The organism is Stenotrophomonas sp. STEN031, from assembly GCF_056759975.1.
Genome location: NZ_JBRREA010000007.1, coordinates 41,531 through 56,439 on the forward strand (window position 1 = coordinate 41,531; position 14,909 = coordinate 56,439).

Genomic DNA, 14,909 nt, shown 5'->3' on the forward strand with positions numbered 1-14,909 from the left:
CGCGGCTTACGCCGCTCCTACAGGGGCGCGCGCGGGTATGCGAAGCTCTGTGCTTCTTTGCACAGGGAGTGAAGGATGGATTTCGACAGCCTGGACCGTCAGCTGCGCGACAGCGCGCAGGACCTCAGCTTGAGCAACGAGGAACGCTCCGCACTGCGCGAGCTGGGCGTCGAACTACCGCCCGACCGCCTGCGCTTCCTGCGCAATCGTGCCTTCGATATCGCCCGCGAACAGATAACCAGTGATCCTGCCGAAGCGCTGCCGATGCTGAAGTGGGTAGAACAGGTGGTGCGCACGCTGGACGTCAACGCCGGCCCGATTGAAACCCTGACGAGTACCTACTTCTCGCCGGGCGATGCCTGCATGCAACGCCTGCGCGCGCTGTGCGCCAGCGCGAAGCAGACCCTGGACATCTGCGTGTTCACCATCTCCGATGACCGCTTGAGCGGGGTCATCCTGGACGCACACAAACGCGGCGTGACGGTGCGCATCATCAGCGACAACGACAAGGTCTACGACGATGGCAACGATATCCGTCGTTTGAATGAAAGCGGCATACCGGTACGGGTGGACCACAGCGAATACCACATGCACCACAAGTTCGCGCTGTTCGATGGCAAGCAACTGGCCAACGGCAGCTTCAACTGGACCCGCACCGCGACCGAGCACAACGATGAGAATCTGGTGGTCAGCAATGACCGCAACCTGGTGCGCAGCTTCACGCAGCAGTTCGAGGTGCTTTGGGGGCGTTACAAGGCGCTTTGAAGGGCGGGCTTTCGCTTCTCGCCTTTCGCTTCTGACTTTTTGCTTTTATGTCGTTGATTTATTTGCCGTCATTCCCGCGCAGGCGGGAATCGCTCTGGCTCTTGCTTCGGCTTCTGCCTTGGCTTTGGACAGGGCAAGGGCGAAGAGCAACAGCAAGAGCGATTCCCGCCTGCGCGGGAATGACGGCGTAAGGGCAAAGCCCAAAGCCCAAAGCCCAAAGCCCAAAGCCCAAAGCCCAAAGCCAACAACTACCGCATCATCCTCAAGCCGCAATCGGCGTATTCGGCGGTGACGACGGGCTGTTGCCGTTGTCGTCGGGATGGTTGTCGTCGTTGTCTGCATCATCGCGCCAGCGCCAATCGGCCAGGGTCAGTGGCTCCATGCCGTGGGCGACGCGGGCGCGGTCGCACTGCGAGCTGGCCTTGCCGTATTCCCAGGAGGCGTCCACCTCGCGGCAAACGCTGGGCCGGTTCGGGTGGATGGTGCAACGCGAGTACACGCCAATCTCCGAATCCAGGGCCACGCAGCGGATCGGGTCCGAGTAGGTGCCCTGCATGCACAGCCGGTGCGGGTCCAGGCGCTGGGTCAGCTGATGGGGCACGCCGCCTTCGGTGACTTCGTCCGATTCCATCCAGTGGAAGGCAACGCGGTATTGGGTGCAGCAGGCACCGCAGGTCAGGCAGGGATGGGGCATGGGATACCGGCCTTGGCGGCAGGAACAGGACAGAAGGAAGGTGCGAAATTTTCCACGGTGACGGCCTGCGCGCAAGATTTTTCTGCATTGGCGACAATAGGAAGATGAACGAAACCTGCAATATCGCCGCGCGCCTGCCCGAGCTGGCGCGTGAACGGCCCGACCAGATCGCCATCCGTTGCCCCGGCAAGCCTGCCGCCAACGGCATGGCCGCCTACGACGTGACCCTGGACTACCGCACGCTGGATGCCCGCAGCGACGCCATTGCCGCTGGGTTGGCGGCCAACGGCATCGGCCGCGGGGTGCGCGCGGTGGTGATGGTGCGGCCGGGGCCGGAGTTCTTCCTGCTGATGTTCGCCCTGTTCAAGATCGGCGCGGTGCCGGTGCTGGTCGACCCGGGCATAGATAAGCGCGCGCTGAAGCAGTGCCTGGACGAAGCGCAGCCGCAGGCCTTCATCGGCATCCCGCTGGCGCAATTTGCGCGGGTACTGCTGGGTTGGGCCAAGGCGGCCAGGGTCAAGGTCACGGTGGGCCGGCGCTGGGGCTGGGGGGGCATCACCCTGGCAAAGATCGAGGCTGACGGCGCCGGTGCGGGTAGTCAGCTGGCTGCCACCGCGCCGGACGATGTGGCCGCGATCCTGTTCACCAGTGGCTCCACCGGCGTGCCCAAGGGCGTGGTCTATCGCCATCGCCATTTCGTCGGCCAGGTGGAACTGCTGCGCAATGCCTTCGGCATGCAGCCCGGTGGCATCGACCTGCCGACCTTCCCGCCGTTCGCGCTGTTCGACCCGGCGCTTGGCCTGACCTCGGTGATTCCGGACATGGACCCGACCCGGCCGGGCAGCGCCGATCCGCGCAAGCTGCACGATGCCATTGCCCGTTTTGGCGTGACCCAGCTGTTCGGTTCGCCGGCATTGATGCGGGTGCTGGCCGAGCACGGCCAACCGCTGCCAACGGTGACCCGCGCCACCTCGGCGGGTGCGCCGGTGCCGCCGGAGATCGTGTCGAAGATCCGTTCGCTGATGCCGGAGGACGGCCAGTTCTGGACGCCATACGGCGCCACCGAATGCCTGCCGGTTGCCGTGATTGAAGGTCGCGAACTGGTCGATACGCGTGAGGCCACCGAGGCTGGTGCGGGGACCTGCGTTGGTCGCGTGGTCACGCCGAATGTCGTGCGCATCATTGCCATCACCGACGAACCCATCGCTGACTGGAGTGGCGTGCGTGAACTGCCAGCCAGGGAGGTGGGTGAAATCACCGTGGTTGGCCCGACCACGACCGACAGCTATTTCAACCGACCGCAGGCAACGGCCGCGGCCAAGATCCGTGAAGTGCTCGCCGATGGCGCCGAGCGCATCGTGCACCGGATGGGCGACGTGGGCTGGTTCGATGCCGAAGGGCGGCTGTGGTTCTGCGGGCGCAAGACCCATCGCGTCGAGACTGCAGCGGGGGCGCTGTATACCGAGCAGGTGGAGCCGGTGTTCAACACCGTGGCTGGTGTGCGGCGCACGGCTTTGGTCGGTGTTGGTGAGCTGGGCCAGCAGGTGCCGGTGCTGTGTTACGAACTGCTGCCGGATCAGCACTTCGCTGAAATCGAAACGCAGTTGCGGGCCATGGCATTGCGTCATCCAGGTTTGGCAGGTATCGAACATTTCCTACGTCATCCGGGCTTCCCGGTGGATATCCGCCACAACGCCAAGATCGGGCGTGAGAAGTTGGCGGTGTGGGCGCAGGCGCAGTTGGGGTGATGCCGAAGGGCTTGGGGCGTAAGGCCTTAAGCAGAAGCACCCCTCCCAACCCTCCCCTCCGCCTTCGGCGCAAGGGAGGGCTAAGGCTTTGCCCCCTCCCTTTGCCGCAGGCAAGGGGAGGGTTGGGGAGGGGTAAAGCGCAGTGCTCTTTGAGTCGAGGGATAGCTTTAATCCAGTGATTCCCTGACAGGCTCCCATCGCCAGCAATCGCAGGCTTTCCGTAATAAAAACGGGGCGCTGCAATGGACAAGCTGCGAAGGCGCGCAAGAGCCCTGCGCAACACACCCACCGATGCAGAAGACCGTCTATGGCAGCAACTGCGCCGACGGCAGTTGGCTGGCTTCCGCTTCCGTCGGCAGATGCCCTTGGCCGGGTACATCGCCGACTTCGTCTGCCTTGATGCACGGCTGATCGTCGAGCTGGACGGCGGGCAGCATCTTGAGCAGCTTGCCTATGACCAACGGCGAACCGAGGTGCTGCAGGGATTGGGCTTCAGGGTGCTGCGCTACTGGAATGACGAGGTTCTGCAGCGGATGCCGGCTGTGTTGGAGGATATTCTGCGGGCCTTGGCGTACGGCGAAGAGCACCCCTCCCAACCCTCCCCTTCGCTGCGCGAAAGGGAGGGCTAAAGCCTGGCTGCTCGACGCACCCGCAGCGCTGCTGCTGTTGCCCCCTCCCTTTGCCGCAGGCAAGGGGAGGGCTGGGGAGGGGTGCTTTGGCTTCCTCCCTTGCGCCGAAGGCGGAGGGAGGGCTGGGGAGGGGTGACGCTCTCCGCCAACATCCCCGGCAAAGCACCCGAACACCACTGCTGCGATACTGACGGACAAATCTCATCGCTTCCGCCACCGCAGGTCGGCGCGGAAGCCCAGCAGCAGAGCGATCAAACGAATGAAGATTCTGGTTACCGGTGGTGGTGGTTTTCTCGGTCAGGCCTTGTGCCGTGGCCTGGTCGAACGCGGTCATCAGGTGCTGAGCTTCAATCGCGGGCACTACCCGGCATTGCAGGAAATCGGGGTCGGCCAGATCCGTGGCGACCTGGCCGACGCCAATGCCGTGCATCACGCCGCGGCAGGTGTTGATGCGATCTTCCACAATGCCGCCAAGGCCGGCGCCTGGGGCAGCTACAACAGTTACTTCCAGGCCAATGTGGTCGGCACCCGCAACGTGCTGGCCGCCTGCAAGGCGCATGGCATCGGTCGCCTGGTCTACACCTCCACGCCCAGCGTCACCCATCGTGCCACCCATCCCGTGGAAGGTCTGGGGGCGGACGAAGTGCCCTATGGTGAGGACTTCCAGGCACCGTACGCCGCCACCAAGACCATTGCCGAGCAGGAAGTACTGGCTGCCAATGGTGCCGATCTGGCCACCATCGCCCTGCGCCCGAGGCTGATCTGGGGCCCGGGTGACAACCAGTTGGTGCCGCGCCTGGCCGAGCGTGCCCGCGCCGGCCGCCTGCGTTTTGTCGGCGATGGCAACAACAAGGTCGATACCACCTTCATCGACAATGCCGCGCAGGCGCATTTCGATGCCTTCGATCATCTGGTGGTTGGTGCGGCCTGTGCGGGCAAGGCCTACTTCATTTCCAACGGCGAACCGCTGCCGATGCGCGAACTGCTCAACCGCCTGCTTGCAGCGGTGGGCGCGCCTGGCGTGGAGAAGTCGATCTCGTTCAAGACCGCCTACCGGATCGGCTCGGTCTGCGAAAAACTGTGGCCATTGCTGCGCCTGTCCGGCGAACCGCCAATGACCCGCTTCCTCGCCGAGCAGCTGTGCACGCCGCACTGGTACTCGATGGAGCCGGCACGGCGTGATTTCGGCTATGTGCCGCGGGTCTCCATCGAGGAAGGCCTGCGGCGGTTGGCGGCGGCACGCTGAACGCAGGGGGGTGATCGTCATCTCGCGCTCACGTACCCATCACTGCCTCACTACCGGCGATTGCCGAGGATGGAGCCCTGATTCCAACAGAGGACCCAGCCCATGCTGCATTACGCCGTCGTTTTCTTCGTCATCGCCATCATTGCCGCCGTGCTTGGCTTCAGTGGCATTGCCGGTGCGGCCAGCAATATCGCGTGGATCCTGTTCGTCGTCTTCCTGATCCTTGCGGTGGTGTCGATGTTCCGCAAGAAAGGCTGATCGTTCCTGACGCCAGAAACAGAACGGCCCGCATCCTCCTGGAGGGTGCGGGCCGCGTCGTTTCAGTGGTTTCGATCAGGCCGACGTGCTGATCGAGCTGCGCAGACCCTTGTCTGCAGCGTGACGCTCCAGCGCCAGCTCGATCAGGCGCGTGATCAGCGCGGTATAGCCCAGCCCGCTGGCGCCCCACAGCTTGGGATACATGCTGATCTTGGTGAAACCGGGCAGGGTGTTCAGTTCGTTGATGACGACGTCGCCGGCCTCGGTGAGGAACACGTCAACGCGGGCCATGCCGATGCAGTCCAGCGCCTGGTAGGCGCGCACGGCGATTTCGCGGATGCGCTGCTGCGCGTCCGCGGCGATATCGGCCGGGATCACCGTCTCCGCGCCGCTGGCGCTGATGTACTTGGTGTCATAGGCGTAGAAGTCGTCATGCACCACCACTTCGCCGCAGACGCTGGCTTCGGGCAGGTTGTTGCCCAGCACGGCGCATTCGATCTCGCGGCCGACGATGGCCGATTCGACCAGCACCTTGTGGTCGAACGACAGCGCCAGCGCCATCGCGGTGGCGAACTCGTCAGCATTGCGCACCTTGCTCACGCCTACCGACGAGCCCTGGTTGGCCGGCTTGACGAACAAGGGCAGGCCAAGCTGGGCGACCAGTGCGTCGTAATCGGCCGCTGCGGCGGTGACGTGGTTGAAGCAGGCAAACGGTGCCACCGCCAGGCCGGCATCACGCAGCAGGCGCTTGGCGATGTCCTTGTCCATCGCCGCCGCCGAGCCCAGCACGCCGGGGCCGGCGAACGGCAGGTTGAGCGTGCGCAGCAGACCCTGCAGGGTGCCGTCTTCGCCCAGAGTGCCGTGCACGATCGGGAACACCACATCCAATTGCGGTACCTCGCGACCATCGGCGGCCAGCAGCTGGCCGCGCTCGGCACCCGGCAGCACCGACAGGATCGGCCCAGAGGTATCCAGCGCGATGCGCTTGGGGTCATCGGCGTTGAGCAGGAAACCGGCGGTGTCGCACAGGTGCCACAGGCCCTGCTTGTCCACGCCGATCAGGCTGACGTCGAACCGCTCCTTGTCCAGCGCATCGAGGATGTTCTTCGCCGACTGCAGCGAGACCTCGTGCTCGGCCGAACGACCGCCGAAGATGATGCCAACCCGGGTCTTGCCCATTGCCTGTGTGCTCCTGCCGCTGTGTTTGGTGGTGTCTGCATAGCATGAACGCAAACGCCGGGATTGGGGATGCGGGATTGGGGATTTGTTTATCGCGGCGCGGCTGACATGAACAAACCCTGTGCGGACGATGCATCAGAGCCCGTAGCCCGGGTAAGCGCAGCGCACCCGGGAGCAAGCCCGCACCGCCCTTCCACGCGTCCGCCAACGGCCCCGGGTGCGCTGGGCTTACCGGGGCTACGTCGTGGGGGCTTCGCAACATCGTGCCTGGCAGGCTCCCGATCCCGGCCCTCCGGTAGAATGCCCGGCATGCCTGCATCCCCCTTCAAAATGATCAAGCCGCTGGCCGGCCGTGCGCTGGAAGTGGCCTTGAACCGCGCGCTGGCGCTGGACCCGGATACCCGCACCGCACTGGCCTCGCTGGATGGCCAGTGCATCGCCCTGACCCTGGAATCGCCGTCGCTGGCGATGCAGATCGGGGTCGCCGGCGAACGCCTGACCGTGGGTCCGGTCGATACTTCGCTGGAGCCCGACCTGGCCGTGCGCAGCACCCTGGGCGGGGTGCTGGCGCAGCTGCTGTTCCTCGCCAACGCGCGCCGCGGCAACAATGCGCCGGCCGGCCGGGTCAAGGTCTCCGGCGATGCCGAGCTGGCGCGCCGCCTGCAGCAGCTGGCCACCCGTTTTGATCCGGATTGGCAGCAGCCTTTTGTCAAAGCCTTTGGCGAGATCCTCGGCGTGCAGATCGCGCAGACCCTGCGTGCAGCCCTGCTGCAGGCCAGGCGCAGCGCCAAGGATCTGGCCGAGACCGCCGCCGAATACGTTACCGAGGAGTCGCGTGATGTCGTTGCCCGTGCCGAGCTGGATGCCTTCCATGATGATGTGGACGTGATCCGCGATGACGTCGAACGCATGGCCGCGCGCATCGCGCGCCTGCGTCAGCGCGCCGGAGGTGCTGCATGAAGGCGACCCGCGCCATGTTCCGCGCCAGCCGTATCGGCCGGGTGATCCTGCGCTATCGCCTGGATGACCTGCTCGATGGCACCCCGGTCGAGCGCTGGTTGCGCCTGGCCAAGCCCTTCGTGCCGCGCGCCAGTGCCGATATCGCCTCGCAGTCGCGCGGTGCGCGCCTGCGCCTGGCGCTGCAGGAGCTGGGGCCGATCTTCGTCAAGTTCGGGCAGATCCTGTCCACCCGCCGCGACCTGGTGCCGCCGGATGTGGCCGTTGAATTGACCCTGCTGCAGGACCGGGTCAAGCCGTTCGACGGCGAGCGCGCGCTGCAGATCGTCGAGCAGGCGCTGGGCCTGCCAATCACCGAGGCCTTTGCCAGCTTCGATACCACGCCGCTGGCCTCGGCCTCGATCGCGCAGGTGCATGCTGCCACGCTGGACGGTGGCCGCCAGGTGGTGGTCAAGGTGTTGCGCCCGGATATCGAAAAGCAGATTGCCGGCGATATCGCCCTGCTCAAGTCGCTGGCCGCGCTGGTCGAGCGCACCCACCCGCGCGCCGACAAGATCCGTCCGCGCGAAGTGGTGGCCGAGATCGAAACCACCCTGGCGGCAGAGTTGGACCTGCAGCGCGAAGGCGCCAACGCCAGCGTGCTGCGCCGCTTCTGGGAAAACTCGGACGACCTGTACGTGCCGGAGGTAATCTGGAGCCACACCGCCGAACGCGCACTGACGCTGGAGCGGGTCTGGGGCATTCCTTCCGACGACATCGTCGCGCTGGACAAGGCCGGCATCGACCGCAAGGCGCTGGCCGCCAAGGGCGTGCGCGTGTTCTACACGCAGGTGTTCCGCGACAACTTCTTCCACGCCGATGCGCATGCCGGCAACATCTGGGTCGACATCGATCCGGCACGCCGCGACAACCCGCGTTTCATCGCGCTGGACTTCGGCATCATGGGCCAGCTCTCGGAAGAGGATCAGTTCTACCTGGCCGAAAACTTCATGGCCATCTTCAACCGTGACTACCGCCGCATCGCCGAGCTGCACCTGCAGGCGCAGTGGATGCCGAACACCGTGCGCATCGACGAGCTGGAGGCGGCCGTTCGTGCGGTGTGCGAACCGTACTTCACCCGCCCGCTGTCGCAGATTTCGCTGGCCGAAGTGCTGATGAAGCTGTTCCGCACCGCCCAGCGCTACCAGCTGACCCTGCAGCCGCAGCTGATCCTGCTGCAGAAGACCTTGTTGAACATCGAAGGCGTTGGCCGCCAGCTCGACCCGCAGCTGGATATCTGGGAAGTGGCCAAGCCGGTGCTGGAACGCATCCTGCGCGAGCGCTACAGCCCGCGCCGCGCGCTGAAGGAGCTGCGCAAGCGCCTGCCGGAAATCATGACCCAGGCCCCGGACATGCCGGCCCTGCTGCACAGCTGGCTGCGCCAGCAGGTAGAAGGCAAGCATGAGCTGGCGATGCGCTCGCAGGACATCGTCAACCTGGAAGGTACGCTGCAGCGCATGCAACGGCGTGTGGTTACCGCCGTGGCTGGCGCCGGCCTGATGGTGGTATCGGCGTTGTTGTATGGCCTGCATGCCGGCGGCCCGCAGTTGGCGTCCATCCCGGTGTGGTCGTGGGTGAGCGGCGTGGTCGGTGCGGTTGCCGTGGCGTCAGCGTGGTTGCGTCGATGAGTGATGTTGTCGATGAAGCAGTGGAAGCGCCGGTTGTCTTTGAACCGCTGCCGCTGCTGTACGAAGACCCGTGGTTGGCGGTGGTCAACAAGCCGGCCGGGCTGATGGTCCATGACAGCAAGCTGGCGCGCGGCGAGGATGACTTCCTCGCCGACCGTCTGCGCGAGCAGCTGGGCAAGCCGATCTTCCTCGTCCACCGCCTGGACCGTGCCACCAGCGGCTGCCTGCTGCTGGCCTTCGACCGCGAAAGCGCCAGCACCTTGGGTAAGACCTTGATGGGTGGCGAGGTGGAGAAGGATTACCTGGCGGTGTGCCGAGGCTGGCCGGCGGAGGATGCGTTCACTGTCGATCACGACCTGGACGGCGGTCCCGGCAAGCCGATCAAGAAGCAGGCCATCACCCACTTCCAGAAATTGCTGGAAGGCGAGTTGCCGATTCCATCGACGGGCTTCCCGACCTCGCGCTATGCCTTGTTGCGCTGCCAGCCGCAGACCGGGCGTTTCCGGCAGATCCGCCGGCATCTGAAGCACATGTTCCACCACATGATCGGCGACACCAGCCACGGCGACGGCCGGCACAACCGCACGTTCCGCATGCAGGGCGTACACCGCATGCTGCTGCACGCCGAGCGCCTGGCCTTCCCGCATCCGCAGGACGGCCGCCGCATTGAAGTACGTGCCCCGCTGGACCGCGAGTTCCAGAAAGCGCTGGACCTGTTCGGCTGGAAGCTGCCGCATTGAGGTAGTGCCGAGCCATGCTCGGCAGGGGCTTTCCCCGCGAAGAGCACCCCTCCCCAACCCTCCCCTTGGCTTCGCCAAAGGGAGGGGCGTAGTGCCGAGCCATGCTCGGCAGGGGCTTGCCCAGAAGCCCATCAACACGCGCAGGATTGTGGGAGCGGCGTCAGCCGCGAAGCTCCCAAATCATCAGATTGCGGGAATGCCGATTCCAACATCGCCAGCTTCGCGGCTTACGTCGCTCCCACAAAAAAAGCCGGAGCGGCAGCGCCGGTAACGCCTCTTGCCGAGCATGGCTCGGCACTACGGTGCGCGCTTATTTGACTTCGCTGTTGATCTTTTCAAGGTCCTTCTGCAGGTCCGCCATCAGCGGCGTCATCTTCTGCTGGATGGCCACCATCAGGTTCTGCATCAGCGCCGGGGTCTTGTCGAGCAGGCTCTGGCCGGCTGGGCTCTCGTAGAACTCGGCCATCGCCAGGACGTCTTCCTTCGAGAACGACTGCTTGTATAGGTCCACATACATCGGCCGCATCTGCGACCAGGCCAGGGCCTGTCGCAAGGTCTGCGAGGTGCGTTGCTGGATGCGCTGCAGCGATGCCCGCTGCTCTGCGCTGAGTGTTTGCTGCTCGGCGATCTGCGCGAACTGCTGTGCCTGCATCGCCTCCATCTGCGGCAGCATCGCGTCGAGCATGTTCTGCGCACGCGAGGCCGCCAACAGGCGATTGACGTCGGCGTCGGTGGCGGGCGTGGCCCAGGCCGGTGCGATGCTGGCCAGCAACAGGCCGGCGGCGACCAGCAACGGGACGCAACGGGTGCGAAGGGTAGGGCGGCAGCGCTGCATGGATCGTCCTTGTGATGGGCAGGCTTCGAGCATAACCGCGGGCAGGCCACAGCCGAAGACAGTTTCCCCGGCCCCCTTCACAGAACGGCAGCACAACCGGTACAGGTGCAGATGCAATAAATCCCTACGTTTAATGAAATATTTACATTCATGGTATTGCTAATAGCATAATTGCGTTGCGGAAAACCTACTGAAATTGCGAAAAATAGAGACGTAGATCACGTTTCTGTCTATGCTTGGGGCCAGGAGTTGTACTCAGGGGGGGTAAGTGGTCTCGCAAACCACCTACCCGCAACAAGTAGGAAAATGCGATGGACAGTCTGTTCGAGGGGCCGACCGTAATCGTCGTGGCCAGTTGGGTGGCGATTCTCACCCTGCTGTTGGCCACGGTACTGCTGTTGATCATTGTGTTCCTGCGGGTCCGGGCGCAGCGCCGCGAAAAGCGCGATACCCAGGCCCGGCTGTACTGGAACGATGTTCTGCAGCGTGAGCTTGCCGGCGAAACGGTGCCGGTACATCGATTGCAACGCGACGAGGTCACTGGCTTCCTCGAAGCCTGGAACAGCGTCTGCGAGAGCCTGCCGGAGGCGTCGGTACGGCGCCTGGCCTCGCTGGGTCACCGGGTGGGCCTGGAAGAGGCGGCGCAACGCATGTTGCGCGGTAGCTACCACGACCGCGCCATGACCATCATTGCGCTGGGTCACCTGCGCGACCGGCATCTGTACGACCTGCTGGCCAAGTTCCTCAACGACCGCAGCCCGATCGTCTCGCTATGCGCAGCGCGGGCATTGGCGCAGGTGGATCCGCCGCGCGCCATGTCCGCTTTCGTGCCGATGATCACCGAGCGCGAGGACTGGGTGCCGGGCAGCGTGGCGCGGATCCTGGCCGAGAACAATGACGGCAGCGCTGCGCGTGAGATCAGCAACGCGCTGCTGCGTGCAAATGCCGATTCGACGGTGAAGCTGGTGCGCTTCCTTGCCGACATTGATCCGCAGCGTGCGGCGGTGGTGGTGCGGCAGTTGCTGGAAGGGCACGTCGATGACCACATCATTTCGGTATGCCTGCAGTTGATCAACGATCGCCAGGATCGCGAGCGGGTGATTGGGTTCCTCACGGCGTCACGTTGGCACGTGCGCATGCACGCGGCAGCGGCCTTGGGCCGCATCGGCGAGCTGGGCGATGCCGGACGGCTGGAAGCATTGCTGTCAGACAGCGTCTGGTGGGTGCGCTATCGCACCGCGCAGGCCTTGTTCGGCCTGCCGGGCATGGGTGCCGAGGCCCTGCGTGAAGTGCAGTCGCGGCAGAGCGATGGCTACGGACGCGACATCATCGAACAGGTGCTGTCCGAGAACGCGATGAGGAGTGCGACATGAGCGCTTATTGGCAGATGCTGGTGAGCTACGTGCAGCAGATTCCCTGGGTGAGTATCGCCGACTCGCTGCAGTGGTTCTTCATGGCGTACTTCGTCGCGATCAACCTGGCCTACCTGCTGCTCAATTACATCTCGGCCTACCAGATCGTGCGCTACATGCGCGAGTACCGCGCCAATTACCTGCCGGCCGGCCTGCGCGAGTACCAGCCGCCGGTCAGCATCATCCTGCCGGCGTACAACGAGGAAACCTCGGTGGTTTCCTCAGTGCGCTCGCTGCTCAAGACCAGCTACCCGGCATTCGAGATCGTGGTCGTCAACGACGGCTCCAGCGACCGGACGCGCGATGCGCTGATCGAGGCATTTGGCCTGGTGCGGGTGCCCGAGGCCTACCGTACCCGCCTGCAGACCGAGCCGGTGCATGGCGTCTATGCCTCGGCACGCTGCCCGCGCGTGCGCATGGTCGACAAGGATAATGGCGGCAAAGCCGATGCGATCAACGCCGGCATCAACTGCGTGCGCTATCCGTTGTTCTGCGTGGTCGATGCCGACAGCATCCTGCAGCCGGAGAGCCTGTCACGGGTGGTGCGGCCGTTCCTAGAAGACAGCCGCGTGGTCGCCAGCGGCGGCGTGGTGCGTGTGCTCAACGGCTGTACCGTGCGCGACGGCATGCTTGACAAGATCGGCCTGCCCAACAGCTGGCTGCCCAGCTTCCAGCTGGTGGAGTATCTGCGTGCCTTCCTGTTCGGGCGCATGGGCTGGTCGCCGATGAACGCGCTGCTGATCATCTCCGGTGCCTTTGGCGTGTTCTACAAGGAGCGGGTGATCGCCATTGGCGGTTACCGCACCGACACCGTCGGCGAGGACATGGACCTGGTTATCCGCCTGCACCGCAACCTGCGCGAGGAGCAGCGCGACTACCGCATCGTGTTCGTGCCCGACCCGGTGTGCTGGACCGAGGCACCCACCGACCTGGCCTCGCTGCGCAACCAGCGCATGCGCTGGCAGCGCGGTCTGGCCGAAAGCCTGTGGACCAACATCGGCATGCTGTGCAATCGCCGCAGCGGCGCCGCCGGCTGGGTTGCCTTCCCGTTCATGCTGTTCTTCGAATTCCTCGGGCCGATCATCGAGGTGGTGGGTTATGTCTCGATGATCGTGCTGGCGCTGTGCGGGCTGGTGCAACTGGATGTGTTCCTGATCTTCCTCGCCGCCGCGGTCGGCATGGGCATCCTGTTGTCGGTCAACGCGATGCTGCTGGAGGAGCTGTCCTTCGGTCTGTACTCGCGGCCAGCGCAGCAGTTGCGCCTGTTCGTGGTCGCGATCCTGGAGAACTTCGGCTATCGCCAGCTCAATTCCATCTGGCGTTTCTCCGCCACCCTGCGCTGGATGTTCACCCGCCGCAAGCGGCATAGCTGGGGCCGCATCAGTCGCGATGGCTCATGGCAGCAGAGCCACAAGGAAGAAGTGCCGGTGTCGATGGCAGCGTCATCGTCGGCGGTCAGTGAATCGAGTACCCACCAATGATTTCCAGGAACCGCTCCATGACCCAGCCCACTACCCTTGGCGCCTCCCGGCATGCGTTGTCGCGCTGCCTGCTGCTGGCGCTGGCCGCTGCGCCGCTGCTGGCGTTTGCCCAGGAGGCCCCCGACAGCCTGACCCTGCAGCTGCAGCAGATCCGCGCGCAGTCCGACGCAAACAACCGCGCCGCGACCATCGCCCGCTACAGCGCGCTGCTGGCCGAGCACCCCGGCAACGGTGACGTGCTGTTGGCGCGAGGCCGCACCTATGCCTGGGATGGCCAGTACGCGGCCGCCGAGGCCGACCTGCAACAGGTGGTGCAGAACAGCCCGACCTATGCGGACGCATGGTCGGCGCTGGGCGATATGTATCGTTGGAGCGACCGCCCACAGCAGGCCGCCGATGCCTACTCGCGCTGGGTGGAGCTGGCGCCACAGGATCCGGCGGCGCGCATCGCACGTGGCCGCGAACTGCGCGCGCTGGGCCAGACCGCCGCTGCGCGTGCCGACTTCGATGCCGCCGCCAGCCTGGGGGCAGACCCGGCCGAGGTCACCCAACTGCGTGACAGCCTGTTGCCGCGCATGGCCAATCCCGACGTGGTGGCCAGCAATGGCTACCGCTGGGGCGCGAGCCTGGGCTGGGATCACACCCGTTTCAGCGGTGACCGACAAAGCTGGAACGACAATGACCTGACCATCCGTCGCTATTTCCCGCGGGGTTCGTTGGGTCTGGAACTGCTGCGCGCCGATCACTTCAACACCGCCGACACCGCGTGGGCCCTGGATGGCTATGCGCCGCTGTGGTCGCGTGCCTACGCCAACCTGCGTTACCAGCACGGCCCCTCCAGTGGCGTCTTGCCCCGCCAGGCCTGGCGCGTGGAAGTGTTCCAGGGTGTGGGCAGTGGCTGGGAGCTGTCGGCCAGCGTCGACCACCTGCGCTTCTCCGACAACACCGAGTTCTACGGCATCGGTGTCGGCCGCTACGTCGGCAACTGGTATGGCCGCTACAAGCTGCAGCACGTGCCGGGTGTCGGTTCGGGCAGCTGGAGTCACCGCGTGTTGCTGCGCAATTACTACAAGGGCGATGCCGACGACTATCTGGAAGTCAGCGTCAGCAGCGGCCGCAGTACCGACCTGGACCGTTTTGGCAGCGTCGTGCGTGACAACAACGCCGCCATCGGCGTCGCCTGGCGGCACCAGGTCAGCCCGCGCTGGGGCTTCAAGCTGGGTGCCGGCTACGCCGATGATGACGCTGGCTTTGATGAGCAGCGTGTATCGGGCTCCATCTATACGCGTTGGTAACGG

The 14,909-nt window shown here is 64.9% G+C and carries 14 protein-coding genes; 11 read left to right on the forward strand and 3 right to left on the reverse strand.

Annotated elements, in window-relative coordinates; all coding sequences use genetic code 11:
• Positions 1–75 precede the first annotated feature (75 nt).
• The gene (locus ACVOLQ_RS04785; RefSeq protein ID WP_313174061.1) at positions 76–765 is read left to right on the forward strand and encodes a phospholipase D-like domain-containing protein; all 690 of its coding nucleotides are present in this window, start codon (positions 76–78) and stop codon (positions 763–765) included.
• A 262-nt stretch (positions 766–1,027) separates the two neighbouring features.
• Here ACVOLQ_RS04785 and ACVOLQ_RS04790 read toward each other — a convergent pair whose 3' ends face one another.
• Positions 1,028–1,459 (reverse strand): YkgJ family cysteine cluster protein, encoded by a 432-nt coding sequence (locus ACVOLQ_RS04790; RefSeq protein WP_313174059.1) that lies wholly within the window; start codon positions 1,457–1,459, stop codon positions 1,028–1,030.
• A gap of 104 nt (positions 1,460–1,563) precedes the next feature.
• Here ACVOLQ_RS04790 and oleC point away from each other — a divergent pair, with 104 nt between their 5' ends.
• The 4 genes from oleC (at position 1,564) to ACVOLQ_RS04810 (ending at position 5,340) form a co-directional block, all read left to right on the forward strand.
• On the forward strand, positions 1,564–3,207 hold the full coding sequence (gene oleC, locus ACVOLQ_RS04795; RefSeq protein WP_481527270.1) for an olefin beta-lactone synthetase: 1,644 nt from the start codon (positions 1,564–1,566) through the stop codon (positions 3,205–3,207).
• A gap of 242 nt (positions 3,208–3,449) precedes the next feature.
• Complete coding sequence (locus tag ACVOLQ_RS04800; RefSeq protein WP_313494335.1) at positions 3,450–3,836, forward strand: endonuclease domain-containing protein; 387 nt, start codon at positions 3,450–3,452, stop codon at positions 3,834–3,836.
• A 259-nt stretch (positions 3,837–4,095) separates the two neighbouring features.
• A complete protein-coding gene (gene oleD / locus ACVOLQ_RS04805) occupies positions 4,096–5,082 on the forward strand; it encodes a 2-alkyl-3-oxoalkanoate reductase (protein WP_313494333.1) in 987 nt (328 codons plus the stop codon).
• A gap of 102 nt (positions 5,083–5,184) precedes the next feature.
• The gene (locus tag ACVOLQ_RS04810; protein WP_282269396.1) at positions 5,185–5,340 is read left to right on the forward strand and encodes a DUF1328 domain-containing protein; all 156 of its coding nucleotides are present in this window, start codon (positions 5,185–5,187) and stop codon (positions 5,338–5,340) included.
• Positions 5,341–5,415: 75 nt separating this feature from the next.
• On the opposite strand, the gene ddlA is transcribed toward ACVOLQ_RS04810, so the two are convergent.
• Complete coding sequence (gene ddlA, locus ACVOLQ_RS04815) at positions 5,416–6,519, reverse strand: D-alanine--D-alanine ligase (protein ID WP_481527271.1); 1,104 nt, start codon at positions 6,517–6,519, stop codon at positions 5,416–5,418.
• Positions 6,520–6,828: 309 nt separating this feature from the next.
• Between ddlA and ACVOLQ_RS04820 the strand changes: the two genes are divergently transcribed.
• Genes ACVOLQ_RS04820 through ACVOLQ_RS04830 form a run of 3 tightly spaced genes read left to right on the forward strand, consistent with a single transcriptional unit; the run spans position 6,829 to position 9,883 of the window.
• A complete protein-coding gene (locus ACVOLQ_RS04820; protein ID WP_481527272.1) occupies positions 6,829–7,479 on the forward strand; it encodes a ubiquinone biosynthesis accessory factor UbiJ in 651 nt (216 codons plus the stop codon).
• A complete protein-coding gene (gene ubiB / locus ACVOLQ_RS04825) occupies positions 7,476–9,143 on the forward strand; it encodes a ubiquinone biosynthesis regulatory protein kinase UbiB (RefSeq protein ID WP_312916569.1) in 1,668 nt (555 codons plus the stop codon). Before ACVOLQ_RS04820 ends, ubiB begins: the two co-directional genes overlap by 4 nt.
• A complete protein-coding gene (locus ACVOLQ_RS04830) occupies positions 9,140–9,883 on the forward strand; it encodes a pseudouridine synthase (protein ID WP_481527273.1) in 744 nt (247 codons plus the stop codon). The genes ubiB and ACVOLQ_RS04830 overlap by 4 nt, the downstream gene beginning before the upstream one ends.
• A gap of 310 nt (positions 9,884–10,193) precedes the next feature.
• Here ACVOLQ_RS04830 and ACVOLQ_RS04835 read toward each other — a convergent pair whose 3' ends face one another.
• A complete protein-coding gene (locus ACVOLQ_RS04835) occupies positions 10,194–10,718 on the reverse strand; it encodes a DUF2059 domain-containing protein (protein WP_313494328.1) in 525 nt (174 codons plus the stop codon).
• 311 nt (positions 10,719–11,029) lie between these two features.
• Between ACVOLQ_RS04835 and ACVOLQ_RS04840 the strand changes: the two genes are divergently transcribed.
• Genes ACVOLQ_RS04840 through ACVOLQ_RS04850 form a run of 3 tightly spaced genes read left to right on the forward strand, consistent with a single transcriptional unit; the run spans position 11,030 to position 14,906 of the window.
• Entirely contained in the window at positions 11,030–12,091 is a 1,062-nt protein-coding gene (locus ACVOLQ_RS04840) for a HEAT repeat domain-containing protein (RefSeq protein WP_481527274.1), read from the forward strand.
• Positions 12,088–13,611, forward strand: a complete 1,524-nt coding sequence (locus ACVOLQ_RS04845) for a glycosyltransferase family 2 protein (RefSeq protein ID WP_481527275.1) — start codon at positions 12,088–12,090, stop codon at positions 13,609–13,611. Before ACVOLQ_RS04840 ends, ACVOLQ_RS04845 begins: the two co-directional genes overlap by 4 nt.
• 17 nt (positions 13,612–13,628) lie before the next feature.
• A complete protein-coding gene (locus ACVOLQ_RS04850; protein WP_481527276.1) occupies positions 13,629–14,906 on the forward strand; it encodes a YaiO family outer membrane beta-barrel protein in 1,278 nt (425 codons plus the stop codon).
• Positions 14,907–14,909: the final 3 nt, after the last annotated feature.

Bases quoted from the DNA above. Each gene is read 5' to 3' on its own strand.
- oleD (WP_313494333.1), top strand. From the start codon at position 4,096: ATGAAGATTCTGGTTACCGGTGGTGGTGGTTTTCTCGGTCAGGCCTTG.
- ubiB (WP_312916569.1), top strand. From the start codon at position 7,476: ATGAAGGCGACCCGCGCCATGTTCCGCGCCAGCCGTATCGGCCGGGTG.
- ddlA (WP_481527271.1), bottom strand. From the start codon at position 6,519: ATGGGCAAGACCCGGGTTGGCATCATCTTCGGCGGTCGTTCGGCCGAG.
- ACVOLQ_RS04850 (WP_481527276.1), top strand. From the start codon at position 13,629: ATGACCCAGCCCACTACCCTTGGCGCCTCCCGGCATGCGTTGTCGCGC.
- ACVOLQ_RS04800 (WP_313494335.1), top strand. From the start codon at position 3,450: ATGGACAAGCTGCGAAGGCGCGCAAGAGCCCTGCGCAACACACCCACC.
- ACVOLQ_RS04835 (WP_313494328.1), bottom strand. From the start codon at position 10,718: ATGCAGCGCTGCCGCCCTACCCTTCGCACCCGTTGCGTCCCGTTGCTG.
- ACVOLQ_RS04785 (WP_313174061.1), top strand. From the start codon at position 76: ATGGATTTCGACAGCCTGGACCGTCAGCTGCGCGACAGCGCGCAGGAC.
- ACVOLQ_RS04840 (WP_481527274.1), top strand. From the start codon at position 11,030: ATGGACAGTCTGTTCGAGGGGCCGACCGTAATCGTCGTGGCCAGTTGG.
- ACVOLQ_RS04790 (WP_313174059.1), bottom strand. From the start codon at position 1,459: ATGCCCCATCCCTGCCTGACCTGCGGTGCCTGCTGCACCCAATACCGC.
- ACVOLQ_RS04810 (WP_282269396.1), top strand. From the start codon at position 5,185: ATGCTGCATTACGCCGTCGTTTTCTTCGTCATCGCCATCATTGCCGCC.
- ACVOLQ_RS04830 (WP_481527273.1), top strand. From the start codon at position 9,140: ATGAGTGATGTTGTCGATGAAGCAGTGGAAGCGCCGGTTGTCTTTGAA.
- oleC (WP_481527270.1), top strand. From the start codon at position 1,564: ATGAACGAAACCTGCAATATCGCCGCGCGCCTGCCCGAGCTGGCGCGT.
- ACVOLQ_RS04820 (WP_481527272.1), top strand. From the start codon at position 6,829: ATGCCTGCATCCCCCTTCAAAATGATCAAGCCGCTGGCCGGCCGTGCG.
- ACVOLQ_RS04845 (WP_481527275.1), top strand. From the start codon at position 12,088: ATGAGCGCTTATTGGCAGATGCTGGTGAGCTACGTGCAGCAGATTCCC.